Raw genomic sequence first — 23577 nt, forward strand, 5'->3', positions numbered from 1 at the left:
CAAACAGATGTTACACGTTAAGAAATGACTGGTGAGTGGGGCTAATTTCTATTTATCTGGAGGTGGACCAGGGAGAGTCCAAAAGCCAGTTTTCGAAAGTTTCTTTCTCAATAGGACGGCTCATGTAATAGCCTTGGGCCACATGGCATCCCAATCCCGCGAGCATGTACCAGGTTTCTCGATCCTCGACACCTTCAGCAACCACTGACAGGTCAAGGTTTCTGGCAAGTTCAAGCAGCGTCCTGACGATAACAGCGTCGTCAGAAACGGTGTTCATATTTAGAACAAAACTCTTATCGATTTTGATTTCATCTACGGGCAATTTACGGATATAGGCGAGAGACGTATAGCCGGTGCCAAAATCATCAATGGCAACTTTTACCCCTAAATCATGTAATCTGGTTACAACATCTGTCGCCCGAACAACATCCGAAATAATCGCGCTCTCTGTTATTTCCAGTTTTAATAGTTCAGCTGGAAACGCAAACTGTTCAAGTAAGCGATTAACGATATCAGGGAAAATTGGATTATGCAGGATCAGCGCAGAGATGTTCACTGACACCGTCAGTTTTCGCCCAGATTTTAGCCATTCTGCGCCCTGACGGATTGAAGCGTCCAGCACCCATCTTGTGAGTGCTTCGATTGAACCTGAGCCTTCCGCCAGATGAATGAAGCTGTCAGGGAACAGAAGGCCCTTGCTGGGATGTTGCCAGCGAACCAGAGCTTCCACACCAACAACCGTGCTGTCATGCATTCTTATCATGGGTTGATAGTGAAGGCGCAGCTGATTTTTCTCAATCGCATCAGGTAGTTCCTGCGCAAGTTTTAGTTGCTGCCGGCGTTCTGCATCCTCCTGCTTCGTGTACACCATAAACCGGTTTTTATCGCGTTTCGCCGTGTATAGGGCGGATAATGCCTTATGGAGCAAGCTGTCAGGAGTGTCTTCTCTGTCCAGTTTTGCAATGCCCATCGTCGCGCTGAGGCTTGTTGTCTGCCCGTCAATAAAATAGGGCTGACGAAGCTCGTGCGATAGACGGGCTGCTATTGTTGTATCCGAAATTTTGGACAGGCCTTCGTGATTTAACAGCATTGCAAATTCATCATCACCAATACGCCCCAGAACAGAGCCGGTGGGCGCGAATTGACGGAGCCTTTCTGCGACAGTACTCAAAATCAAATCGCCAAATTCATGACCTTTACTCTCGTTCACGCCCTTGAAACTGTCGATATCAAGAACGATGAGAGAAAGCTCTTCATTTTTTTCGAGCGCAGTTTTGGACAGCGAAACAAGCTGGTTTTTAAAGTCAGATCGGCTTATCAACGAAGTAAGCTTATCTATCTCCTTGTGGCCTTCACCAGTAATCGACGGGTCAGGTAAAAGAGAGACAAGCTTTTGAAATCGCCCTGCATGTCCTAGTGCAACTTCAAGCCTCTCTCTGCTCAATTCTTCAAAAGCAATGCAATCTGTTGCACCCTGATTCAATAGTTTGGCCGGACCATCTACAATAATTGTCGAGATATGAGGGAGGTTGCAAACATACCGATCTAAAAATTCTTGGATGTCTTCAAGCCCGATCTGGTAGTCAATGAGTGCAAATTGAGTTTTGCCCTCTGACAAAAAGAGATCCACGCCGCTTTGCAGTGAATTTGTAACCATGCCGGGCAGTATGTTGAGTGTCTTAAGCTTTTCCGACAAACGTTCTGAATTTTCAAGCACAATGGGAAAGAAGTTTGAAAGGTCAGGTAACACAGGTGTGTTACTACCTTCAAACAAACTGGCATCCATTCGAGACCCAATTTTCGAAACCAGAGATGATGTTTGCAGAGATACCAAAATGAAGCTCAACTAGCAAAATTACTGACAAGAGATTAAACGAGTACTGATCAGCTAAAAATAAACCGGAGTGTGTAAACAACGTCTTAATCAGCCAGACAATTATCAAAATAATAGCAAAAATGTCATAGAGATACATTTGTATCTAATTTTACAATTATGATTCATTTGTTGCTTTTGTGCATGGATCCATTTACGGTGATCCGCGAGACAGTCAAATCTGAGCAGCGGTATGGCGATGAACGATGTGCTTGACTTGGTAGAGCGTAATTACAATGAGCTAAGCCCCCAGCTTCAGCTTGCCGCTCGTTACATGTTAAGTAGCCCTGATGAAGTGGCTTTATATTCGATGCGCCATGTTGCAGAAAGAGCGTCGGTCAAACCGGCAACCATGCTCCGCCTTGCAAATCGCCTTGGATTTGAAACTTACAATGATTTTCGTCAGGGGTTTCGGGAAAGAATAAGCGAGCCGTCTTCTGGCTATGCGGCGCGTGCCCGAAAATTGCAGATGCGACAGTCGGATGCTTCTCGCTCTTCTTTGGTGAAGGAGTTGGCGGACGCTGAGCTCGATAATGTGCAAAGAACATTTAGCGAGATTTCTGATGCAGACATTTTTTCCTCTGCCGACAGTTTTATAAGGGCTAACAATGTCCATGTCATCGGACTTAGAAAATGTGCGTCTGTCGCTGGCTTTTTTAAGTATGCAACGCGGGTGTTTTTCCCGCAGGCTCAGTTAATTTCTGGTAATGCGGGTCTGTTTTCTGAAGAAATTCACCGCATAAATTCTGGCGATATTCTGTTGGCCATTGCTTTCGATCCTTACACCAGTGAAACTGTAGCTGCGGCAAGACATGCATCCAAGGTCGGAGCAACGCTTGTTGTTATTACCGATAGCAGTGTCTCCCCATTAAATGTGGCGGCAGATCATTTATTTGTGGTCGCAAACAGAAGTCCCTCTTTTTATCGCTCATTGTTAGGGGCTATGGCAATTGCTCAGGCATTAGTAGCCGCAATCGTAACTCATCTGGGTGATGAGGGGGTTGCTGCTCTTGAAAAATCCGATCAAACCCTTCGAAATACTCAAACTTACTGGCAAGGCTAAACCCAATGACACATGTCTTTCATCGATCTCTTAACGCCAGTTATCCAACGGCCATTAAAGGTGACGGTGTTTATGTCGTGGATACTGATGGAAAGCGGTATCTGGACGCAAGCGGTGGTGCAGCAGTATCCTGTTTGGGCCATAGTAACACGGTGGTCAACGACGCAATTCGCGAACAATTGGATAAGATCGCATTCGCCCATTCCGGCTTTTTCACCAATGATGCAATGGAAAAACTTGCGGATTTTCTGATTGAACGTGCTCCAGGAAATCTTCAAAAAGTGTATTTTGTCTCTGGCGGGTCCGAAGCCGTTGAAGCGGCCTTGAAGCTTGCACGTCAGTATTTTCTTGAGAAAGGTGAAAGCACGCGAAAACAGTTTATTTCGCGCCGTCAGAGTTATCATGGCAATACGTTGGGTGCGCTTGCTGCTGGGGGCAATGAGTGGCGCCGCGAACCCTACTCACCAATGCTAATGCCTGTCGATCTTATTAGCCCTTGCTATCAGTATCGTGAAAAAAGAGACGAAGAAAGTGAAGCAGAATTTGGTCAACGTGTAGCGGGTGAGCTCGAGGAAGCCCTATTAAAAGCGGGGCCAGAAAATGTCTGTGCTTTCATATGTGAGCCGGTTGTTGGAGCGACCCTTGGTGCAGTGCCCGCAGTGGATGGATATTTTAAGCGAATTCGGGAAATCTGCGATCAATATGGAATATTATTGATTTTGGATGAAGTGATGTGCGGAATGGGACGCACTGGATCCTTGTTTGCAGTTGATCAGGAAGGGGTTTCCCCAGATATTCTGGTCACGGCCAAAGGGCTGGGGGCAGGATATCAGCCAATCGGTGCGATGCTTGTATCTCGTGAGATTTGCGAAGTGATCGCGTCCGGTAGTGGCTTTTTTCAGCATGGACATACATATATGGGGCACCCCATCGCATGTGCGGCTTCTTTGGCGGTCCAGCAGTATATCGAGCGAAATAAGCTACTTGAAAATGTGAAGTCACGAGGGCAGGAACTGAACGAAGCATTGAGTGCGGAGTTTGCTCAGCATCCACATATTGGTGATATTCGAGGTCGAGGCCTGTTTTTAGGCTTGGAAATTGTGGAGGATCGCGTCTCAAAAGAGCCTTTCGCACCAGAATTAAAACTGAATGCACGTATTAAATCAAAAGCGATGGAGCTTGGCCTCATGTGCTATCCAATGGGGGGAACAATTGATGGTCGTCGAGGAGATCATGTGTTGTTCGCTCCTCCGTTTATAATTGAGTCCAATCATGTGTCTGAAATTGTGGAAAAATTCAGCAAAGCCTTTTCCTCCTGCTTGTCCGAGGTGGGGTAATGATAACACCAATGCTTGATCCACTTTCTATTATGGTGGCTCCCAATGGTGCGCGAAAGATGAAGAAAGATCATCCGGCGCTACCGATGACGCCAGATGAACTTGCGAACGAGGCCTATAATTGTATGCAAGCCGGAGCGAGCGCAATTCATTTACATGTTCGTGATGCCGAAGGAAAACATTCTCTGGATGTAGGTCTTTATCAGGATGCTATTGCAGCGGTTCAGGAGAAGTGCGGCGCTGGCATGTTAGTGCAAGCGACGTCGGAGGCGGTTGGTATTTATTCAGCTAATGAGCAAATGGATATGGTGCTCAAATTAAAGCCTCCGTCTGTTTCTTTAGCAATCCGGGAGCTTGTTCCAATCGGCGGTGAAAGTGCAGCTGCTGAATTTTTCACTCAGTTGCACTCATTGTCGGTAATTCCGCAGTTTATCCTCTATGATTCAGAGGATGTGAAGAGATTCAACCGCTTAAGAGAAGAAGGGGTGCTTCCTGATCAAGCTGCTTTTCTACTTTTTGTGTTGGGTCGGTATGCAGAAGGTCAGGTTTCCAAACCTGCGGATCTGCTGCCGTTTCTGGCCGTACGGGACCCTAGGGACCATTGGTCAGTATGTGCTTTTGGCCCTTTGGAGAATGTTGCTGCAAGCGCAGCTATTGCATTGGGTGGGCACGTCAGAGTAGGCTTTGAAAATAATCTGCTTCTTAAAGGTGGTGAGGTCGCGTCATCGAATGCTGATCTTGTCCAGCAGGTATCGGAAGTCTCAAGAGTTATCGGGCGTCCACTAGCGACTGCCGAGCAACTCGAAAATTTAGTATCAGGTAACATGTAACAGTGAAGCATCGTGTATTTTGCGATGTCAATCTTGCATTAGCATCGCTTGGGTTTGATAAGATATAGTCAATCCATGATGTGAGCTTATTTATTGAAGAAATTGACAGGTTGAGGAGTTTAATATGAGACGTATTTTTTCTGTAGCGGCGACAGCCGTGATTGCCTATGCGGGGGTTCTCGCATCAACAGCACCAGTTCAGGCTGAAAAGTTTATTACAATCGGAACAGGTGGACAAACAGGTGTGTACTATCAGGTTGGCGGTGCGATCTGTAAACTCGTTAATCGGGGCGCAAAAGACCACAATATCAAATGCACGCACACCACTGGCGGGTCTACGAAAAATATTAACGGTATTCGCGCAGGTGATCTGGATTTGGGTGTAGCTCAGTCTGACTGGCAGTATCACGCCTATCATGGGACTGCGCCAAAGCAATTCCCAGATGGTGCGTTTAAGGAATTACGGGCTGTCTTTTCCGTACATCCTGAACCCTTTACCGTTGTTGCCCGTGCGGACGCAGGAATTGAAAAATTCGAAGACCTTAAAGGCAAGCGTGTGAATGTTGGAAATCCTGGCTCAGGTCAGCGCGGCACAATGGAAGTCGTGATGGAAAAAATGGGTTGGACAATGGATGATTTTGCGCTCGCATCCGAGCTGAAATCCTCAGAGCATTCTGCCGCCCTTTGTGACAATAAAATTGACGCTTTCGTCTTCACCGTGGGTCATCCAACAGGTAATATCAAGGAAGCAGCTACAACTTGTGATGTGAAACTTGTACCGGTAACCGGTCCTGCGATTGATAAACTGGTTGAAGAAAACGCCTATTATGCAAAAGCAGATGTTAAAGGCGGCACATACAAAGGCAATGATGCTGATGTTCCTGTCTTTGGTGTGGGTGCAACCTTTGTGTCCTCTACCAAAACAGATGAAGAAACTGTCTACCAGATTGTAAAAGCGGTATTCGAAAATTTTGATCGCTTCAGAAAAATGCATCCTGCATTCGCCAACCTGGATAAAAAGGCAATGATTTCAAATAATCTGTCTGCACCATTGCACCCAGGCGCAGTGCGTTACTATAAAGAAGCAGGCTTGATGTAAGCCAGTTTAATAGGGTGAGCAGAAATGCTCACCCTTTATTATTTGGCGAAACAATATCGCCAACTGCAGAAATTTCCGAAAATTCGATGCTGGGGGGATTATGACGGATACTTCATCAAATACAGGCGGGCTAAGCGAAAGCGAGCTTGAGGACCTGGTTGCTTCCACAGATACTGGCGGGCGGTCACCAGATAATCGCTCCATCGCATTTTTTATGGCGGCAGTAGCGCTGGTTTGGTCTGTATGGCAAATCTGGATTGCATCACCGCTACCTTACCTGATTGAAACAGGTGTTTTCTCGGGACGTGAAGCCCGTCCTATTCATTTGGGATTTGCAATCTTTCTGGCCTTTTTGGCCTATCCTGCATTTAAAAATTCTCCCCGGCACCGAATCCCTGTTGCTGATTGGGTTCTTGCAATAGTTGGTTCCCTTTGCGCGCTGTATATTTTCATTGCGGACAGTGCCCTTGTTGATGGGTTGTTGGGTACGCGGTTAAGTGATCGTCCGGGTAACCCAAACAATTTTGATATCGTCGTGGCCAGTGTCGGTATCGTCATGCTGCTCGAAGCCACTCGTCGGGCGTTGGGGCCGCCTTTGATGGTCGTTGCGATTGTGTTTTTGGGATATACATTCCTTGGACCTTACGCGCCGGGCTTTTTGGCCTGGAAAGGGGCGAGCTTTGGGGCGGTTGCTGATCACCAATGGCTTTCGTCAGAAGGTGTGTTTGGCATTGCACTCGGGGTTTCAACGGGTCTTGTCTTTTTGTTTGTTCTGTTCGGTGCGTTGCTCGATAAGGCAGGTGCCGGGAACTATTTCATTAAAGTCGCCTTTTCTCTTATGGGGCATATGCGCGGCGGACCAGCCAAAGCTGCTGTTGTCGCCTCAGGTATGACCGGCCTTATTTCGGGCTCATCCATTGCCAATGTGGTTACTACTGGAACCTTTACGATCCCCATGATGAAGCGGGTTGGTTTCTCATCTGAAAAAAGTGGCGCTGTCGAGGTTGCTTCTTCCGTGAACGGACAGATTATGCCTCCAGTTATGGGCGCTGCTGCCTTCTTGATGGTGGAATATGTGGACATCAGCTATTTCGAAGTTGTGAAACACGCATTTATTCCCGCCATTATTTCCTATATTGCGCTGGTGTATATTGTTCACTTGGAAGCCTTGAAGAAGAATATGCAAGGTTTACCGCGCGCGGTTGAGGCAAAACCAGCCAAACTCGCTTTGCTCTCCATGGGGATTACGCTGTCATCAATTCTTATTCTGGGCGGCGGTGTTTATTATCTCTTTGAATTGTTCAAGGCTCTCGAAACCAACTTTATGCAGCTGCTTGCAGTGCTTGTTTTGATTGCTCTTGAACTGGGTTTGTATTTTGGTGTTAAAAGAAACATTACCGACGAGCAAAGACTGTTAGGTATCATATCCACGGGCGCGATAGTTTTGTGTAACGCGGTAATCGTCGCCTTTGGAGTGTTCTTCTTGATTGGGTTTATTACCCAAATGGCAGGTCCAACTTTGGCGCCATGGATTATTGGTGCGTTAATCATTACAACCTACGTAGTTTTGGTTTCAATCTGCGCAAAAGTTCCAGATCTGGTAATGGATGATCCTAATGCTCCGATCGAGGCATTACCTGAACCCAAACCAACGATTTTGGCGGGGCTGCATTTCCTTCTGCCAGTTGCTGTTTTGATCTGGTGTTTGATGATTGAACGATTGTCACCGGAGTTGTCAGCGTTCTGGGCTGTAGCACTTATGATATTCATCTTGCTGACGCAAAGACCGTTATTTGCATTTTTCCGGCAGGAAAGCCAACAGGGCCGCATTAGGCAGGGGGCACTTGAACTGATTGAAGGGTTGATTGCCGGCGCTCGAAACATGATCGGTATCGGCATTGCAACAGCCGCTGCGGGCATCATTGTAGGGACGGTTTCACAAACTGGTGTTGGACTGGTTCTTGCGGAGCTGGTTGAGTTCCTTAGTCAGGGGCAAATCCTTCTGATGCTCATTTTCACAGCTATCCTGAGTTTGATTTTGGGGATGGGGTTGCCCACTACGGCCAATTATATCGTTGTATCCTCACTATTGGCGCCGGTGATTGTCAGTTTGGGGCAGCAAAATGGCCTGATTGTTCCATTAATTGCGGTACATCTGTTTGTCTTTTATTTCGGCATTATGGCTGATGTAACTCCGCCGGTTGGACTTGCATCTTTCGCAGCGGCGGCCGTATCGGGTGGCGACCCCATTCGAACAGGTTTTGTGGCGTTTTTCTATTCACTGCGAACCGCCATCCTGCCTTTCCTGTTTATTTTCAATACGGAACTCTTGTTAATTGACGTTACACCGCTGGAGGGTGTTCTTGTCTTCATTGTCGCGACCGCAGCGATGCTGCTCTTTACGGCGGGAACGCAAGGTTTCTTTGTATCCAAATCGAAAGTTTGGGAATCTGTTTTGCTTATTCTGATCGCTTTCACTCTGTTCCGTCCCGGTTTCTGGATGGACATGCTGGTGCCGCCTTACGAAATTAAGGAACCGGCACAGTTTGAAGAGGCGCTGGGCAACGTAAAAACCGGATCTGAAATTCGTCTGATCGTGTTGGGTGAAGATGATATTGGGGATCCGATTTCGATCACAGCCATACTACCTGTTGAAAGTGATGGAACCGGTGCAGAGAGACTGGAAGCTTTGGGGCTGGAACTGTTGGTTGATGGAGATGAGGTCATAATTGACAACGCAGCTTTTGACAGCGTGTCTCAAAATGCGGGTCTCGATTTTGATCAGAAGATCAAGCAGGTTCTGATACCAGCTGATCAACCGGCCAAAGAGTTGCTTTATATACCGGCTCTGCTGCTACTTGGTTTTGTTATTGTTATGCAGCGCCGGCGAAACGGAGCAGCTTTGTCTCAAGTGATGGCATCCTAACACAGATCGGAGATGTAAAGATGTTTAGTCATATTCTTGTAGCTATCGATCTTGATCACAAAGAGACATGGCAAAAAATGTTCACCGAAGCAATTGCTTACGCATCACAGGAAGGCTCTGTCCTTCATGTGATGACGGTTGTACCTGATTTTGGAACCTCACTGGTCGGATCGTTTTTTCCAAAAGATCATAAGGAAAAAATGATTTCGCAAACCAATGAGAAACTTCACAAAATAGTAAGCGACAATATTCCTTCGGGCATTAAGGTTCAGCATATTGTTGGCTACGGAAATGCTTATGAAGAAATTCTGCGGATGCAGAAAAAGCTGAGCTGTGATTTGATTATTATTGGTTCACACAGGCCTCATATGAAAGACTATCTTCTGGGGCCAAACGCCGCACGTGTTGTGCGGCATGCAAACTGTTCTGTATTGGTTATTCGGGATTAAAAAAGGCGGCTCTCGGAGCCGCCTTTTTTTGATTATTTCAGAGTTTCAAGATAAGCAATTACGTTCTGCCTATCCTTTTCTTTTTTCAGGCCCGGAAAGCTCATCTTTGTTTTTTTCATGAACGCTTTTGGCTTTTTCAGGAAAGCGTCTAAAGTTTCGGCATCCCAAGTGATGCCAGAATTTGCCATGGCTTTGGAATATTTATAGCCTTCTTTCTGGCCAGCAGCGGCACCGACAATATTATGAAGGTTAGGGCCGATTTTGTTTTTACCGCCTTCTTCGACTGTATGGCACGCTTTGCACTTCTTGAATACCTTCTCGCCTTTCGCAGCATCACCTGCGGCGCTGGCAATAGAAGCCGAAGTACTTAGCGCGATGGCGGCGCATAGCGTAATCCAGTGGTTGGTTTTCATAAATACTCTCCATCCCGATGTTCTAGCTCGAATTCCTGAACAGGATATAAGGAGTTGGCGGTTAATTTTAAGTTATTTACTGGTTGTGAGGCAATATGTCGCAATGATCGTGAATAAGGCTTTCAAGTGCTTTAGCGGTTAACAGTATCTTAATATAAATGATTTTAGATGATGGCAGGATAAATCTAGTTGTATGGAGCCAATGTGTCTGAAAACGGTTCTCTAAGTCCAGCCGATGTTGAGCGTTTGCTCACGGATCGTTCAGCGGTAGCGCGAGCGGAAACGGTTGAAAAAATAGCAGGCGGCCTTACAGGTCATTCATTCACCGATAAAGAACGCCAGGAAGCAGAACAGATTTTCAGGTTATTGGTGTCAGACGCAGAAGTGCTGGTTCGTCAGACACTTGCGGAAACACTGAAGTCCTTACCTGAACTTCCTCATGACATCGCATATTCATTGGCGAATGACATTTCAGATGTTGCAACGCCTATGTTGAGCTTTTCTGAAGCGTTGAGTGACGATGATCTTGCTGAAATTATTAGCTCGAAGTCATCAGAGCATCAGGCGGCCATTGCCGGACGAGCAAATGTTTCAGAAGCCATATCTGATAAGCTGGCTGACACTGGTAACGAGGATGTCGTTGCTACGCTTATGCAGAATGATACTGCGAAAATTTCAGAGAAAACCTTTGAAAAAGTGCTCGACAAATTCGGTGAGAGCGAAAAAGTCAACGCTCCCATGGCGCAGCGCAGTTCTCTACCAATTACAGTGACAGAGCGTCTGGTCAGTCTGGTCTCAGACAAACTGCGTGAACATCTTGTCAGCCATCATGACATGTCGCCAGAAACAGCGACTGATCTCATTCTTGCAAGTCGCGAGAAAACCATGATTGGTTTGCTCAAAGAGGGAACTAGCGAAGGCGAATTGGTTCGTTTGATAGACCAGCTATATGAAAATGGCCGATTAACCCCAACCATTATTCTTCGCGCGTTATGTGTGGGAGATATTGATTTCTTTGAACATGCATTGTCCAAGGGCGCTGATATTTCAGTTTCAAACGTTCATATGCTGGTTCATGATGCGGGCGGTGAGGGGCTGAAACAACTTTGCAAAAAGCTCAAAATACCGGCTGGGCTGGTGGAAATGATCCGTGTTGCCATTGATGTGGTGAGCGAGCTTGAGTACGACGGAGACCCCGGAGACCGTAAGCGCTTCCGTGATCACGTAATCCAGAGAATTCTGACTCATTTTGAGGATCGATTTGATGCTGAAAATGTGGATTATCTGATATCTAAAATCAGTAGCAGTGATTCCGGCAAAACAGAAGCCGCTTAGCCATAGCTACGAGTTTTTAAGATGCCGGCATTCTGCCGGCATTTTTTGTGCTTGAGCCAGATATGATTGACAGCGTCAGCAAAATCTGTGCGGCAATATATGTGATCCAGATCAGCGACCCAGCCATTTGAAAAGGGATAAGGAACTTGTTAATGGCAATGGTCGCATCCGAAATCAGAAAACTGATAGCGCCTAAACTGACCATTACAGTTGGAAAAGCGGATAGCACGGCCATTATGGCCATGGCCGAAATGACAATGATATATAGGAAGACTGGAGCTTTTAAAGGACCCAGTTCTGGCCACAGCAGAACCATCATTAATCCAGCAAATAGGACCACCATTGCACAGATAATGGACAGAGCTGGCTTTCGTGGCCTGTCGCTAAGCTGCCGCGCAAAAATGGAAATATAGACCAGATGGGCAATCAAAAAAGCGCCCAGTCCATGTGTAAAATAGTCATCGTGACGTATTGCAAGGAAAATATCTCCTAATGCGGACAGAAGCAAAGCCAGCGTCAGCCGCTTTTTTACGTGCGTATCCTCTAAGGTTCGAAAAGCAAGCAATGCAAGTAGGATAGAAGCACTGGCTTTTTGTACGATGTTACCGATACTTCCTTCAGCTAACGGAAATAACAAATAGGACACTGCTAACAATACAGAGCTGCCAAGTAGGAGCATGTCAGACCTGGCGAAGTGAAGTTGCATTGCAGTTTTATTTCCGTCTGATACCAATTTGAGAGCCTAATTTTTCCGGGCGCGGCAGATGTGCCTGCTCCGCCTTTAATGTTTCGAGATTTTGTCGAATATGATCTGGCATTGGATGAGCTTTCGGCCCGGATGCGTCAATATGAAAAATCATTTGCTCTGAAGTCGCAGCCAGAAAGCCTTCATCCGCATGATGCATTTCCAAATACAGATGTATGCGCTTTTCATCGCAATCAATCACTCGGCAAGAGATATTTACACGATCTCCTTCTTTGACCTCCTGCAAATAGCAGACATGTGTTTCCAGCACATAAACCGTATTGCCGGAGCGAGCTCGGTAGTCACGTGTTAGTTCTACATTGTCCAGAAGAACATCAAGAGATTGGTCAAAGACGAGCACATAATAGGCCACATTCATGTGACCGTTATGGTCAATCCAGTCTGGTAATATCGTGAAAGATTTTAGAACATTATTATTTTTTTTCATCATGCATATACAGTAACGAAAAAAAGAACGCTGTAAATGCTTTAGATATACATCAACCCGATCTATAAAGAGACCTTAGGGAAAAAATAAATTTTGGTCAGTGGTCGCAGGATGTGAGGGTCTGATGTCGGTGTCACAAGAAATATTGAATATTGCAGAAAATGAACTCAAAGCTTTTCTTGGGGAGAGATGTTCAACAGCTCAGGCCGTGCGGGATCAGCATGGTAAGGATGAGAGCTGGCACGAAACCTGTTCTCCTGACATGGTGTGTTTTGCAAAAAGTACCGAAGAAGTCTCCCAGATTATAAAGATCTGCGCTCGACATAAAATCCCAGTGGTTCCATTTGGTGCTGGCACGTCACTTGAGGGTCATATTAACGCGGTCGAAGGCGGTGTTTCTATCGATTTGGGACAGATGAACGAAATTCTTTCCGTTCATGAAGAGGATCTGGATTGTGTTGTGCAACCGGGGGTAAGACGCAAACAGCTCAACGAATTTTTGCGCGATACTGGCCTGTTTTTTCCTATTGATCCGGGTGCCGATGCAACAATTGGCGGCATGGCATCAACAAGGGCATCTGGAACCAATGCAGTTCGCTACGGAACTATGAAGGATAACATTCTTAACCTGACAGTTGTGCTGCCTGATGGGCGAATTATTAAAACCGGAGGCCGGGCTAAAAAAAGTTCTGCTGGCTATGATTTGACTCGCCTGTATATCGGATCAGAAGGAACTCTCGGTGTTATTACCGAGATTACGCTACGCCTTTATGGAATACCGGAAGCAATATCTGCTGCCACAGTCTCTTTTCCAGATATAGAAAGCGCAGTGCAGTCAGTAATTTTGACCATCCAAAGCGGGATTCCGATAGCGCGCATAGAGTTGCTGGATGAAGTGCAGGTAGATGCCATTAACAAATATTCCGGTTTGGATCTTCCTGTGCAAGCCTCTTTATTTTTGGAGTTTCATGGTACGGAACAGGGCGTAAAAGAACAGTCACAAACTGTAGGTGAAATCTGCAAAGAGTTTGGCGCAGATGATTTTAAATGGACAACGAAGCCTGAAGACCGCTCAAAATTATGGGAAGCACGTCATAACGCAGCTTATTCAGCACGGGCGTTGCGGCCTAACGCATCTATTTGGGCGACAGATGTGTGCGTTCCAATATCAAAGCTGGCAGATTGTATCATGCAAACCAAAGCGGATTTGGATAAGAGTGATTTGGTCGCACCGATTGTCGGTCATGTCGGGGATGGGAATTTTCATCTGTCGTTCGTACTGGATATGGATAACCCTGACGAACTTAAAGAAGCAGAAGAGCTAAACGCTAAATTGATAGCACGGGCACTGTCGATGGATGGGACTTGTACCGGCGAGCATGGCGTCGGACTTGGCAAAAAGAAATACCTTCAAAGTGAACTGGGAGAGGGAGCGTTATCAGTGATGGCAGCCCTCAAATCCGCATTGGACCCAGACAACATCATGAATCCGGGTAAAATTCTTTAGTCAATTATTCCGCGCATTCAGGAACTTTTAGCTTGCGGGGAAGGCGTGTTTTCGAATTCCCGCAGGCACCGGTGAGTTGTTCGGCGTCAAGTCCATTGGCCTGTGATAAATCAGCACCTGACAGGTTTGCATTCCAGAAAGTTGCATTGTCAAGATTGGCGTCTTCAAATGTGGTATTGGTAAGGTCTGCGCGGTAAAAATTTGCAAAAGTCAGATTGGCGTCTTCGAAATTTGTCCCCGTCAGATCGGCTCGGGTCAGGCGGACGTTCTTCATGATCGCATTTTTAAAGTTGGCTTTGCGAACAATTGAGCGTTTCAGGTTTGCTTCTGTTAGTTGAGCATCTTCGAAATTTCCGTGAATAAAACTACCTCTTTTCAGATTGGCCTTGCGAAGATCTGCGTCTTTGAAGCTGGCTTTATTGGCGACGGCGTTTTCAAGATCTGCATCCCTTAAGTCCGCTTTTTCAAAATTGGCATCGTTAAGTATCGATTTTTCAAGGTCCGTATCGCGCAAAATTGCTGCCCTTAAGTCAGCTCCTCGTAAAGACGCCTTTTCCAGGTCAGTTCTACGCAAGTCAACTTGTTCAAGATTTGCGTTGTCCAGTTTGGTGTTTTTAAACAGACTGTCTCGAAGATTGGATTTGGACAAATTGGCGTTTGTCATGTCCGCACCCTGCATTTTGCTGTTGCGTAAATCACAATCTATACAGGTGTTTGTTCGTTTGAATTTATCCATATCATCGGAAGCTGCTGCTAATGAAATAGCGCAAGCATTTGAAAGCACAAGAATGGATAGGATTAGCTTGTTCATGTTCTTTTCCCGCCTTTATCCAACTTTTCCAAATCTACAGATAAGAACTAAAACCCTAACAGTCTAGGTTTGACATCTTTTTTTCATACTGCCACTATCAGTCGAAATAATGAAGAATAAAGGCAATTGTCGGGTTACTATCCGGATAATCTAAAAAAGGTGTGTAATGATTTCTGCTGTTTTGTGGGATTTCGGTGGCGTATTAACGACCAGTCCGTTTGAAAATTTTTTGCGGTACGAAGAAAAAAACGGTCTTCCTAAAAACTTTCTGCGCTCCGTTAATGCAACTAATCCTGATCAGAATGCATGGGCATTGTTTGAGCGGAGTGAAATTGATGCCAATGAATTTAATGACCGATTTCTTGCAGAAAGTACGGCATTAGGACACCCGGTTCCCGGGGAAGATGTCATTAAATTGCTGTCCGGCGATCTGCGTCCCAAGATGGTAAGCGCCCTAAAAAGAATATCACAGGACTATCAGTGTGTTTGCCTCACTAATAATGTATCTGCCGGCAAAGGACCGGGCATGAGCCGCTCAGAAGAGCAGCAACGAGCAGTGAAAGAGGTCATGTCTTTGTTTGAGCAAGTAATTGAATCAAGCAAAATTGGAATGCGTAAGCCAGATCCGCGAATTTATACTTACACTTGTGAACAAATGAAGGTTCAGCCTCAGGAAATTTTGTACCTTGATGATCTGGGTATCAACCTTAAACCGGCCGCAGCCATGGGAATGACAACTGTAAAAGTTGTGTCTGAGGATCAGGCCCTTGATGACCTTGGGCGTCATCTGAACCAAGATTTCAAATAAGCATTCAAAACTGGAAAGAAATATGAACCGATTTCTTGCGCATACTGGAGCAAAGTATCCGATTGTTCAGGCACCTATGGTTGGATCGCACGCTCTCAACTGGCCTCGGCGGTCTGTAATGCCGGTGGGTTTGGTATCATTGAAACGTCCTCTGGGGAGACAGAAAATTGTATCGCCGAGATCAATAAAATGAAAGAGCTGACGGATGCACCTTTTGGGATAAATCTGCCGTTACTTTTCCTGAGGGACGAAAATATGATCAGGTTTGTCGCGGAATCCGGCGTCAAGTTCGTAACAACTTCAGCAGGAAATCCACAAAAGCTGATCCATATTTTGAAAGAACATGACATAATCGTATACCATGCAGTTCCCACAGTGAAGGCTGCCTTAAAAGCGGTTGAGGCCGGCGTCGATGGTCTTGTTGTGGAAGGCGGTGAAGGTGGTGGGTTTAAAAATCCCGAAGAAGTATCGCTGCTTGTCTTACTGCAAGCCATACGGGAAAAGGTCGATGTACCAATGATTGCAGCGGGTGGCATTGTTGATGGACGTGGTATGGCTGCCGCTTTTGCTGCTGGGGCGGAAGCGGTTCAGATGGGAACCCGATTTGTATCTTCCAAGGAGAGTCCCGTGCACGATAATTACAAGAATGCAATTATCGGGGCTGAAGATGTGGGAACAGTTGTGCTCAATAAAAAATCCACGCCTTGTATTCGGGCACTCAAAACGAACAAGACTTTGGAAATTTTTGAAGAAGGTGTCATGCCCAAAGACATGTTTGCAAAAATTAGGGACCTCTATTTCGGGGGTGATATGGAAGCGAGCGCGGGTCTTGCGGGGCAATCTGCTGCGTTAATTCACGGGCAAAAATCAGTCGCGGAAATTATTGAAGAAACAGTGACGGGTTTTCATAATATTTGCGATCGTATGGGAAGGTTTGCGAAGGAAAAAGGCTTTTAGGTACAAGCTTATTTGTGCCTGCGGTTTTTGATTTTATCAAGTTTCCGCTCTTCCCAGTCGCTGGAGAAATGTCTATCGCCATACAGTTTAAAAGCGCTGATCACCAGTGGAATTGTCATGCCAGCAGCAGGCCAAAGAGACCACAGATAGGACGGTGATGTGACAAGGTTGAGGACTAGAAGAAACAGGAATATGGCTCCAAAAGTCATGCATCGCTTGTAAAATTTTGCCTGCTCCTTGACTTGACGTCGAATGAACGCTTCGTCTGCTGACATTTCATCAGAGTTGATCTCGGATTTATGGGTGTTCAAATCGGTAGTTTGGATCGGTGACGTGCTTAGCGTGTAAACAGAAACAGGTTCTTTGATATTTTTAACCTGCTTATTACCTATAAAGTTGAAATCGAAAGAGAGTTTTCCTTTCACGTGATCATACACGGTGCCCGAAATGCAAATTCCACCGGGTGACGCTAATCCTTCCAGGCGTGCTGCGATATTGACGCCATCGCCAAAAATGTCTTTGCCATCAACCATGACGTCGCCAAGGTTCAGTCCAATGCGAAAGGACAGGGGAACCTCTAACATCCCACTTTTTACAACTTCAGACAGGTTTTCCTGTACGTTGATTGCACAAGTTGTTGCGTTCACCACGCTTGAGAATTCAGCTATGATGGCGTCGCCCGCCATGTTTATAAGCCGCCCACCATGGTCCTCTATATGTGATTTGAAAATCTCCCGCGCCTTTTTAAGGCTTTCAAATGTAGCGACCTCATCCTCTTCCATCAGACGGCTGTAACCTGCTACATCTGCACAAAGTACTGTAGTCAGTTTTCTTTCCATTGTTGCAGATGTTTTCTGTTCCGTCATTTAGTGGTCCGATACACTCATGAATTTATCCTCGAGGCCGGTTGAGTGGGCAAGCCCAATTGCTGTGATAATGATTTCTTGTGGGTAAGTATCCCGAACGAGCCCTTTGCGTGCCAAAGCCACCCACACGGAGGGATTTTCTAGGCCGCTGGCATCTTTGCTATGAACCACAAATTCCCCAACGTGCATATGATTTCCATGGGCGTGAGGCATTTTTGTGATACGAATATCGTCACTATCTGGTACCGGCATCGAACTGTCAGGATCCTTCGCAAGAACCTGCAGTAAAGCAAGTGTTTTACTTTGAAGTGGATTGAGTTTGACTTTAGGTTTTTTGGCCATGACTTGCTTTCAGGAAACAGAGTTTAAAAAGCTATCTATAGCTTGCCCGATTTCAGTTGGGGAGTCCTCCTGAATAAAATGTAATCCTTTGACGGAAATTTCTTGCTGGTTTGGCCAGGTTCGGCAGAATTCACGTTGCTCACCGATTAAAATGGAGCCCGGTTCAGCGTTTATGAACAATTTTGGCAAATTGCAGCTGCTAAGCCAGTTAGCATAGGCTTGAACAATGTCGACAACTTCTTTTGGTTCGCCTGCAATTGGTATCTGCCTTGGCCAGGTCAACGTCGGTCGCCGGTCCTCGCCAGCGTGACGAAATGGCCGGATATATTCTCTAAGTTCTTCTTCTTCAAGTTCACGGATGATGGATGACGGCAGCACCCGTTCAACGAAGATGTTTTTCTCCAATACCAGTTCTTCGCCTGCTTCACTACGAAAGGCTTGGAAAATATTCCTCGCGTTCTCAGGCCATGCATCCCAATTTGGTATTGGCTGGACGATCCCTTCCATATAGGCAATAGCTTTAACAGCATCGCGGTTATTATTTGCCCAATCAAAGCCAAGGGCGGACCCCCAATCGTGGAGTACCAGCGTGACGTTTTTCTTCACATTTAGGTAATCAAGGAGGTCGGCCAAAAAACTCTTATGTTCTGCAAATGTGTAGCTGCCAGGGCCGCTTTGGGGTAACTTTTCGGAATCACCCATCCCGATTAAGTCGGGCGCGATCAGGCGGCCTTTACCTTCCAAATGTGGCATAATATTTCGCCACAAATAACTGCTCGTTGGGTTTCCGTGAAGGAAGACAATTGGATCACCTTCACCCTCTTCAATATACGACATTTTCAAACCACGAATTGTGGCGAACTCTTTTTTGTATTTTTGTTGAGCTGTCATTGCTGCCTCTGGGCTGTGGTGTCGATAAAATCAAAGGTGAGTATAAGCGCTGATGGCCCGGATGCAAAATTTCTTGTCGTGGAGATTGGTCTCTAATTGATTGAGACAGGCTGTTGCTCTTGTTTCTCTCTGTATTGGGCAACGATTGTGCGCAGCTCGTCCACACTTACCCCATCCCGGTCAAGCAATAGCAGCAAAACCGGATCTGCCAATAGATCTTCGATGTCGGGTTCAGTTGTTTCTACTTTAACTTCTTGCATTGTTTACTCCTTGGTTCTTGAAATTACGCAATGGAGATAAATTTCAATTGCTGCAGAAGTATGACGCAACTGTTGTATTTCAATGGCATCAATTGGTTAGCTGTTACCGTTGTTACAAAATTAGTAAATAACGGTTAGGTCTCCGTTGGGCTTTCATCCAGTTTTTTGCCATCAAGTTCCTTAATAGCATTAGAATTCTGTTTTGACTCTGTTACTTTTTCGGCTTTGCTTCGGCCGTATTTGACTCTGTTTTCAGATGCCTGTTTCTCTTTGGCATCCTTCTTTTTCGCTTTGCGAAATTTGTTCAAATTGACCACATTGCTCATGATTTCAAGCCTCCTCGGTCAAAATTAATTGTAGAGAATTTGGTAAATACTACGGCCAAATTCAAGGTGATGGACGTAATTTTCCAGTAAGAACTTCTTCGAGTACAAACAGCCGAATAGCGCTGGAGAGGTTTCCTTGCCGGCGCTCATCAATATCAGAGATCAAAGCATTTATACTGACATTACGTTCTTTGGCCGCTGTGCAAAACAGATCCCAAAATGGTTTTTCCAAGGATATGCTTGTGCGGTGCCCCGAAATGCTAACTGAATGTTTGATAATTTCAGTCGTCATGCCGGGGCAACAATATTATTTACGGGCGAAGAAATCGTTGCCTTTGTCGTCAGTGACAATAAAGGCGGGGAAGTCTTCAATTTCAATTCGCCAGATAGCTTCCATTCCGAGCTCTTCAAATTCCTGAACTTCAATTTTCTTGATGTTGTTCTGAGCGAGAATTGCTGCAGGACCACCGATAGAGCCAAGATAGAAGCCACCGTGTTTTTTACAGGCGTCTACAACTGCCTTGCTTCTGTTCCCTTTGGCCAACATGATCATGCTGCCGCCCTTCGCCATAAATTCATCGACATATCCATCCATGCGCCCGGCAGTTGTTGGACCAAAAGATCCGGAAGCATAGCCCTCGGGTGTTTTTGCGGGGCCAGCATAATAGATTATATGATCTTTGAAATATTGCGGTAGATCCTCTCCGGCATCCAAGCGTTCACGCAATTTACGATGCGCAAGATCACGGGCGACGATAATGGTGCCAGTCAAGCTTAACCTTGTGCGGATCGGGTATTGGCTAAGTGTCGCCAGAATTTCTTTCATTGGCCTGTTGAGGTCCACTTTGACCACATTGTCATCCAAGTGTTCTTCTGTTACCTCAGGCAAATATTTTGCCGGGTCTCTTTCCAGTTGCTCTAGGAAAACACCGTCTTTGGTAATTTTTCCTTTGATCTGGCGATCCGCAGAGCAGGAAACCCCGATACCAATCGGGACACTTGCGCCATGTCGTGGCATTCTGATGACCCTGACATCATGGCAGAAATATTTGCCGCCAAACTGGGCACCAATTCCGATGCTCTGGCTCAGTTTCAGGACTTCTTTTTCCATCTCCATATCACGGAACGCGCGGCCATATTCGTTTCCGGTTGTTGGTAGATTGTCATAATATTTTGTGGATGCCAGCTTAACTGTTTTCATTGTGTCTTCAGCAGACGTGCCACCTATGACGATTGCCAGATGATAGGGGGGGCAGGCTGCGGTTCCCAGTTCCGCTATTTTTTCCTCAATGAAGGGAAGAAGACGATCTGGTGACAAGACGCTTGGAACAGCTTGATGCAAGAAAGATTTATTGGCAGACCCACCGCCTTTGGCGATGAAGAGGAATTCATAAGCGTTGCCATCCGTTGCATAGAGATCAATTTGCGCCGGCAAGTTTGTTCCCGTGTTTTTCTCATCGAACATGCTGAGCGGCGCCAGTTGGGAGTATCTGAGGTTGGTTTCGGTGTATGTTTTAAATACACCTTTGGACAGAGCAGCCTTATCCTGTCCGTCTGTCCAGACATACTGACCTTTTTTGCCCATGATGATCGCCGTTCCAGTATCCTGACAGCCAGGCAGTACCATCCCGGCAGCGATATTGGCATTTTTGAGAAGCTCTGTAGCAACGAACTTGTCATTCTCTGACGCTTCATCATCTTTGAGAATGTTAGCAAGTTGCTGCAGGTGAGCCGGGCGTAACAGATGGGCGACATCGCGCATTGCTTCTGCTGATAGTAATTCGAGCGCTTCAGGCTCGATTTTCAATATTTCTTTTCCGTCTACCTCAATTGTTGAGACATGGTTGTCCGTAACCTTCCGGTAAGGAGTATCGTCTTCACCGATTGAAATAATATCCTGATAATGAAATTCCGGCATTTGAAGTGCTCTTTCAGACCTAGAGTAATGCAAGAGAACACATCACTTCCACGCTCCCCGCCAGTTTCAGGAAATGATGGCCTCGAACCTATTTTAAGAGTTGGGAGCCGTTTTGTCAGTTTTTGCGAAAGGCGTCCAGCGTAATGACTTCGCCAGCTTTATTCTCTGATGGTTTTTCTTCGTCTGACTTCGCATCTGAAGAGCTTTCAGAGGCAGTTGCCGATTTGGCATTGCCGCCAGCCGTCAGATTGAACTGAAGTCCGAATTGTACAGACGGGTCTGCAAATGCAGTTACAGCGTCAAACGGAATTTCAAGGGTTTCCCGCTGATGGTTAAAACTCAGGCCGAGGCTGAACTTTGTCTCGTCGACTACCAAGTCCCAGAACTGGTGCTGCAGGACGATCGTCATTTCTTCCTTGTAGCGTTCTTTGAGGTGAGCAGGAATATCTACGCCGTCAAAGTGAGTCTTAAAGGTAATATAAAAATGTTGTTGTCCGCTGAGGCCATGTTCCGCTGCGTGACGAAGCGAATCCCTTACTACATTAATCAGGGCACGCTCTACGAGTAAATTGTAATTTATTTCGCCAGACATGTTTCTAATATCACTCCCGCATGATGTCGGTTTAGATCGTGCCGCTAAGCGGTCGCAAAATCCTGTGGTCGAAGAGCCTGTTCTCTTCATCGAAAGTGAAGGGGCTTCTGTTGCCAGGTGCCCCTCCGAACCCCGTGTAGTGCAATTAAGCAGCTACGGCAAATGCTTCGTTATCGTTTGCATTTGTAAAGTTTGAACCGATAACGGTGGTATCTCACCGAGCGAAAATTACGTCTTTACTGCGCGCGTCGAACCTATTTCGCCCCCATATGAAATTATGGTGGAGGCGCCGGGTACCGCCCCCGGGTCCGCAACGTTTATTCCACGAAACGTTTATCGCCATAGTTGGTTGCCCAACAGTATTAATATAAACATTCGTTGGTCATTTTGAAAGGCCCCAATTGTAAAGATATTTTAAGGGGCGCTATTTCGCTCCAGTATTCTGAATGTATGGGGGTAATCGTTTCTTTCCGACGCTGTATGTGCCTCTTCAAATATTACTTTCCACGCCTCGCCCGGTAGAGGGTCAAAATACGTATCTCCAACCATTTCTGTATGAACGAAGGTTATGTAGTATCGTTCGATATCACCGCAAAATAATTTATAAATTTCACCGCCTCCGATGATCATAATTTCTTCGGCAGATCTTTGTGCGGCATCTTCTCGCGCCAGTTTGAGTGCACTTTCTTTACTGTCCGCCACTAGCGCTCCGCTCGCGGTAAAAGAAGCGTCCCGGCTCAGAATAATGCTGGTTCTGCTTCAAAGTGCCGGGAAGCGATGCGAAAGTCTTGCGCCCCATTATCATCGGTTTATTGAGTGTGTGTTTCTTGAACCATTGCAGATCATTGGATAAACGCCAGGGTAGCGAGTTGTCGGACCCTATGACCCCATTCTCAGACACAGCCAAAATCGCGCTTACTTTCATTTTTGCCACCTTTACACAGCAACTGGTGCAGCAATATGCGGATCGGCCACATAATCGAGAAGTTTGAAATCCTCATATTTGAAAGCGAACAGATCTTTTATGTCTGGGTTTATTTGCATTGTTGGTAAGGAACCGGGAGTGCGTGTCAGTTGCAGGTCGGCTTGCTCAATGTGATTGGCATACAAATGGGTGTCACCAAAACTGTGAACAAAGTCACCGGGTTCCAGATCGCAAACCTGAGCGATCATCATGGTAAGTAACGCGTAGGAGGCAATATTGAAAGGGACGCCCAGAAATACATCTGCGCTGCGCTGGTATAACTGGCAGGAGAGTTTGCCGTCAGCGACATAAAACTGAAAAAGGCAATGACAGGGAGGGAGCGCCATGTTGTCGACGTCAGCCGGGTTCCAAGCTGTGACAATATGGCGGCGAGAATCAGGGTTGTCTTTGATTTGGTCTATGAGCTTCTTGATCTGATCGATTTTGTCGCCATTTGGTGCGGGCCAAGATCGCCACTGATATCCGTAAACAGGACCAAGGTCACCATTTTCGTCCGCCCATTCATCCCAAATTCGTACACCATTTTCCTGCAGGTATTTGATATTCGTATCACCTGCGAGAAACCATAAAAGTTCATGAATAATGGACTTAAGATGCAGTTTCTTGGTTGTCAGAACTGGAAAACCCTGAGACAGATCAAACCGCATCTGGTGGCCAAAAATACTATAGGTGCCAGTGCCAGTTCGATCAGATTTATAAGCGCCTTCCTGCCTGATCTTTTTTAAAAGGTCCAGATACTGCTGCATAAAGTGATACTCTTTTCAATGAAACTATTATTTGGGTTTCGTTCCGGGGC

At 46.0% G+C, this 23577-nt stretch carries 23 protein-coding genes, 1 other RNA gene and 2 pseudogenes; 10 read left to right on the plus strand and 16 right to left on the minus strand.

Going from position 1 to position 23577, the window contains the following annotated elements; translation table 11 throughout:
• Positions 1-52: 52 nt before the first annotated feature.
• Entirely contained in the window at positions 53-1786 is a 1734-nt protein-coding gene (locus tag JCM23214_RS19460; RefSeq protein ID WP_025898259.1) for a putative bifunctional diguanylate cyclase/phosphodiesterase, read from the minus strand.
• A 286-nt stretch (positions 1787-2072) separates the two neighbouring features.
• Between JCM23214_RS19460 and JCM23214_RS06575 the strand changes: the two genes are divergently transcribed.
• From JCM23214_RS06575 to JCM23214_RS06600, 6 genes are all read left to right on the plus strand, one after another.
• Positions 2073-2936 (plus strand): MurR/RpiR family transcriptional regulator, encoded by an 864-nt coding sequence (locus JCM23214_RS06575; protein WP_159104309.1) that lies wholly within the window; start codon positions 2073-2075, stop codon positions 2934-2936.
• Between the two features lie 5 nt (positions 2937-2941).
• Positions 2942-4273, plus strand: coding sequence for an aspartate aminotransferase family protein (locus tag JCM23214_RS06580; protein ID WP_025898261.1), 1332 nt, complete (start codon positions 2942-2944; stop codon positions 4271-4273).
• A complete protein-coding gene (locus JCM23214_RS06585) occupies positions 4273-5103 on the plus strand; it encodes a beta-keto acid cleavage family enzyme (RefSeq protein ID WP_037492626.1) in 831 nt (276 codons plus the stop codon). The genes JCM23214_RS06580 and JCM23214_RS06585 overlap by 1 nt, the downstream gene beginning before the upstream one ends.
• Positions 5104-5227: 124 nt before the next feature.
• Positions 5228-6202 carry a TAXI family TRAP transporter solute-binding subunit gene (locus JCM23214_RS06590; RefSeq protein WP_025898263.1) on the plus strand — a complete coding sequence of 325 codons (975 nt, stop codon included), beginning with the start codon at positions 5228-5230 and terminating at the stop codon, positions 6200-6202.
• A 100-nt stretch (positions 6203-6302) separates the two neighbouring features.
• Positions 6303-9128 (plus strand): TRAP transporter permease, encoded by a 2826-nt coding sequence (locus tag JCM23214_RS06595; RefSeq protein WP_025898264.1) that lies wholly within the window; start codon positions 6303-6305, stop codon positions 9126-9128.
• Between the two features lie 20 nt (positions 9129-9148).
• The gene (locus JCM23214_RS06600; protein WP_025898265.1) at positions 9149-9577 is read left to right on the plus strand and encodes a universal stress protein; all 429 of its coding nucleotides are present in this window, start codon (positions 9149-9151) and stop codon (positions 9575-9577) included.
• Positions 9578-9609: 32 nt separating this feature from the next.
• Here JCM23214_RS06600 and JCM23214_RS06605 read toward each other — a convergent pair whose 3' ends face one another.
• A complete protein-coding gene (locus JCM23214_RS06605; protein WP_025898266.1) occupies positions 9610-9990 on the minus strand; it encodes a c-type cytochrome in 381 nt (126 codons plus the stop codon).
• Positions 9991-10194: 204 nt separating this feature from the next.
• Between JCM23214_RS06605 and spbR the strand changes: the two genes are divergently transcribed.
• On the plus strand, positions 10195-11325 hold the full coding sequence (gene spbR, locus JCM23214_RS06610) for a SpbR family protein (protein WP_025898267.1): 1131 nt from the start codon (positions 10195-10197) through the stop codon (positions 11323-11325).
• 16 nt (positions 11326-11341) lie between these two features.
• Here spbR and JCM23214_RS19465 read toward each other — a convergent pair whose 3' ends face one another.
• Positions 11342-12031 carry a lysoplasmalogenase gene (locus JCM23214_RS19465; RefSeq protein WP_025898268.1) on the minus strand — a complete coding sequence of 230 codons (690 nt, stop codon included), beginning with the start codon at positions 12029-12031 and terminating at the stop codon, positions 11342-11344.
• Positions 12032-12038: 7 nt separating this feature from the next.
• On the minus strand, positions 12039-12521 hold the full coding sequence (locus tag JCM23214_RS06620) for a thioesterase family protein (RefSeq protein WP_025898269.1): 483 nt from the start codon (positions 12519-12521) through the stop codon (positions 12039-12041).
• A 121-nt stretch (positions 12522-12642) separates the two neighbouring features.
• Here JCM23214_RS06620 and JCM23214_RS06625 point away from each other — a divergent pair, with 121 nt between their 5' ends.
• A complete protein-coding gene (locus JCM23214_RS06625) occupies positions 12643-14025 on the plus strand; it encodes an FAD-binding oxidoreductase (protein ID WP_025898270.1) in 1383 nt (460 codons plus the stop codon).
• Between the two features lie 4 nt (positions 14026-14029).
• Here JCM23214_RS06625 and JCM23214_RS22215 read toward each other — a convergent pair whose 3' ends face one another.
• Complete coding sequence (locus JCM23214_RS22215) at positions 14030-14836, minus strand: pentapeptide repeat-containing protein (RefSeq protein ID WP_025898271.1); 807 nt, start codon at positions 14834-14836, stop codon at positions 14030-14032.
• A 166-nt stretch (positions 14837-15002) separates the two neighbouring features.
• On the opposite strand from JCM23214_RS22215, the gene JCM23214_RS06635 reads away from it, so the two are divergent.
• Both JCM23214_RS06635 and JCM23214_RS19475 read left to right on the plus strand, forming a co-directional pair.
• The gene (locus JCM23214_RS06635) at positions 15003-15644 is read left to right on the plus strand and encodes an HAD-IA family hydrolase (RefSeq protein ID WP_025898272.1); all 642 of its coding nucleotides are present in this window, start codon (positions 15003-15005) and stop codon (positions 15642-15644) included.
• Between the two features lie 22 nt (positions 15645-15666).
• Positions 15667-16601, plus strand: a pseudogene (locus tag JCM23214_RS19475) (NAD(P)H-dependent flavin oxidoreductase).
• Positions 16602-16609: 8 nt separating this feature from the next.
• Here the strand turns inward: JCM23214_RS19475 and JCM23214_RS06645 are convergent.
• From JCM23214_RS06645 to JCM23214_RS06690, 11 genes and pseudogenes are all read right to left on the minus strand, one after another.
• Positions 16610-17467: an adenylate/guanylate cyclase domain-containing protein gene (locus tag JCM23214_RS06645; protein ID WP_025898273.1), complete on the minus strand. Its 858-nt coding sequence runs from the start codon at positions 17465-17467 to the stop codon at positions 16610-16612.
• Complete coding sequence (locus JCM23214_RS06650; protein ID WP_025898274.1) at positions 17468-17809, minus strand: hypothetical protein; 342 nt, start codon at positions 17807-17809, stop codon at positions 17468-17470.
• A 9-nt stretch (positions 17810-17818) separates the two neighbouring features.
• Positions 17819-18700, minus strand: coding sequence for a haloalkane dehalogenase (locus tag JCM23214_RS06655; RefSeq protein ID WP_025898275.1), 882 nt, complete (start codon positions 18698-18700; stop codon positions 17819-17821).
• A gap of 92 nt (positions 18701-18792) precedes the next feature.
• Positions 18793-18960: a hypothetical protein gene (locus tag JCM23214_RS23440; RefSeq protein WP_159104310.1), complete on the minus strand. Its 168-nt coding sequence runs from the start codon at positions 18958-18960 to the stop codon at positions 18793-18795.
• 134 nt (positions 18961-19094) lie between these two features.
• Positions 19095-19286 (minus strand): DUF4169 family protein, encoded by a 192-nt coding sequence (locus JCM23214_RS06665; RefSeq protein ID WP_025898276.1) that lies wholly within the window; start codon positions 19284-19286, stop codon positions 19095-19097.
• A gap of 61 nt (positions 19287-19347) precedes the next feature.
• On the minus strand, positions 19348-19578 hold the full coding sequence (locus tag JCM23214_RS06670; protein WP_025898277.1) for a ribbon-helix-helix domain-containing protein: 231 nt from the start codon (positions 19576-19578) through the stop codon (positions 19348-19350).
• Between the two features lie 15 nt (positions 19579-19593).
• Positions 19594-21204, minus strand: coding sequence for a fumarate hydratase (locus tag JCM23214_RS06675; protein ID WP_025898278.1), 1611 nt, complete (start codon positions 21202-21204; stop codon positions 19594-19596).
• 115 nt (positions 21205-21319) lie between these two features.
• Positions 21320-21796 (minus strand): SspB family protein, encoded by a 477-nt coding sequence (locus JCM23214_RS06680; RefSeq protein WP_025898279.1) that lies wholly within the window; start codon positions 21794-21796, stop codon positions 21320-21322.
• Between the two features lie 94 nt (positions 21797-21890).
• Positions 21891-22193, minus strand: a transfer-messenger RNA (tmRNA) gene (ssrA, locus tag JCM23214_RS23075).
• 17 nt (positions 22194-22210) lie between these two features.
• Positions 22211-22721, minus strand: a pseudogene (locus JCM23214_RS26545) (dihydrofolate reductase).
• 11 nt (positions 22722-22732) lie between these two features.
• Positions 22733-23527, minus strand: coding sequence for a thymidylate synthase (locus tag JCM23214_RS06690; protein ID WP_025898280.1), 795 nt, complete (start codon positions 23525-23527; stop codon positions 22733-22735).
• Between the last annotated feature and the right edge of the window lie 50 nt (positions 23528-23577).

Origin of the sequence: Sneathiella glossodoripedis JCM 23214 (assembly GCF_000616095.1) — a bacterium.
GTDB classification, from domain to species: Bacteria; Pseudomonadota; Alphaproteobacteria; order Sneathiellales; family Sneathiellaceae; genus Sneathiella; species Sneathiella glossodoripedis.

What these genes read in the sequence shown, in the direction of transcription:
- JCM23214_RS19460 (WP_025898259.1), bottom strand. Translation starts at nt 1,786, where the DNA reads ATGGATGCCAGTTTGTTTGAAGGTAGTAACACACCTGTGTTACCTGAC.
- JCM23214_RS06575 (WP_159104309.1), top strand. Translation starts at nt 2,073, where the DNA reads ATGAACGATGTGCTTGACTTGGTAGAGCGTAATTACAATGAGCTAAGC.
- JCM23214_RS06580 (WP_025898261.1), top strand. Translation starts at nt 2,942, where the DNA reads ATGACACATGTCTTTCATCGATCTCTTAACGCCAGTTATCCAACGGCC.
- JCM23214_RS06585 (WP_037492626.1), top strand. Translation starts at nt 4,273, where the DNA reads ATGATAACACCAATGCTTGATCCACTTTCTATTATGGTGGCTCCCAAT.
- JCM23214_RS06590 (WP_025898263.1), top strand. Translation starts at nt 5,228, where the DNA reads ATGAGACGTATTTTTTCTGTAGCGGCGACAGCCGTGATTGCCTATGCG.
- JCM23214_RS06595 (WP_025898264.1), top strand. Translation starts at nt 6,303, where the DNA reads ATGACGGATACTTCATCAAATACAGGCGGGCTAAGCGAAAGCGAGCTT.
- JCM23214_RS06600 (WP_025898265.1), top strand. Translation starts at nt 9,149, where the DNA reads ATGTTTAGTCATATTCTTGTAGCTATCGATCTTGATCACAAAGAGACA.
- JCM23214_RS06605 (WP_025898266.1), bottom strand. Translation starts at nt 9,990, where the DNA reads ATGAAAACCAACCACTGGATTACGCTATGCGCCGCCATCGCGCTAAGT.
- JCM23214_RS19465 (WP_025898268.1), bottom strand. Translation starts at nt 12,031, where the DNA reads ATGCAACTTCACTTCGCCAGGTCTGACATGCTCCTACTTGGCAGCTCT.
- JCM23214_RS06620 (WP_025898269.1), bottom strand. Translation starts at nt 12,521, where the DNA reads ATGATGAAAAAAAATAATAATGTTCTAAAATCTTTCACGATATTACCA.
- JCM23214_RS06625 (WP_025898270.1), top strand. Translation starts at nt 12,643, where the DNA reads ATGTCGGTGTCACAAGAAATATTGAATATTGCAGAAAATGAACTCAAA.
- JCM23214_RS22215 (WP_025898271.1), bottom strand. Translation starts at nt 14,836, where the DNA reads ATGAACAAGCTAATCCTATCCATTCTTGTGCTTTCAAATGCTTGCGCT.
- JCM23214_RS06635 (WP_025898272.1), top strand. Translation starts at nt 15,003, where the DNA reads ATGATTTCTGCTGTTTTGTGGGATTTCGGTGGCGTATTAACGACCAGT.
- JCM23214_RS06645 (WP_025898273.1), bottom strand. Translation starts at nt 17,467, where the DNA reads ATGACGGAACAGAAAACATCTGCAACAATGGAAAGAAAACTGACTACA.
- JCM23214_RS06650 (WP_025898274.1), bottom strand. Translation starts at nt 17,809, where the DNA reads ATGGCCAAAAAACCTAAAGTCAAACTCAATCCACTTCAAAGTAAAACA.
- JCM23214_RS06655 (WP_025898275.1), bottom strand. Translation starts at nt 18,700, where the DNA reads ATGACAGCTCAACAAAAATACAAAAAAGAGTTCGCCACAATTCGTGGT.
- JCM23214_RS23440 (WP_159104310.1), bottom strand. Translation starts at nt 18,960, where the DNA reads ATGCAAGAAGTTAAAGTAGAAACAACTGAACCCGACATCGAAGATCTA.
- JCM23214_RS06665 (WP_025898276.1), bottom strand. Translation starts at nt 19,286, where the DNA reads ATGAGCAATGTGGTCAATTTGAACAAATTTCGCAAAGCGAAAAAGAAG.
- JCM23214_RS06670 (WP_025898277.1), bottom strand. Translation starts at nt 19,578, where the DNA reads ATGACGACTGAAATTATCAAACATTCAGTTAGCATTTCGGGGCACCGC.
- JCM23214_RS06675 (WP_025898278.1), bottom strand. Translation starts at nt 21,204, where the DNA reads ATGCCGGAATTTCATTATCAGGATATTATTTCAATCGGTGAAGACGAT.
- JCM23214_RS06680 (WP_025898279.1), bottom strand. Translation starts at nt 21,796, where the DNA reads ATGTCTGGCGAAATAAATTACAATTTACTCGTAGAGCGTGCCCTGATT.
- JCM23214_RS06690 (WP_025898280.1), bottom strand. Translation starts at nt 23,527, where the DNA reads ATGCAGCAGTATCTGGACCTTTTAAAAAAGATCAGGCAGGAAGGCGCT.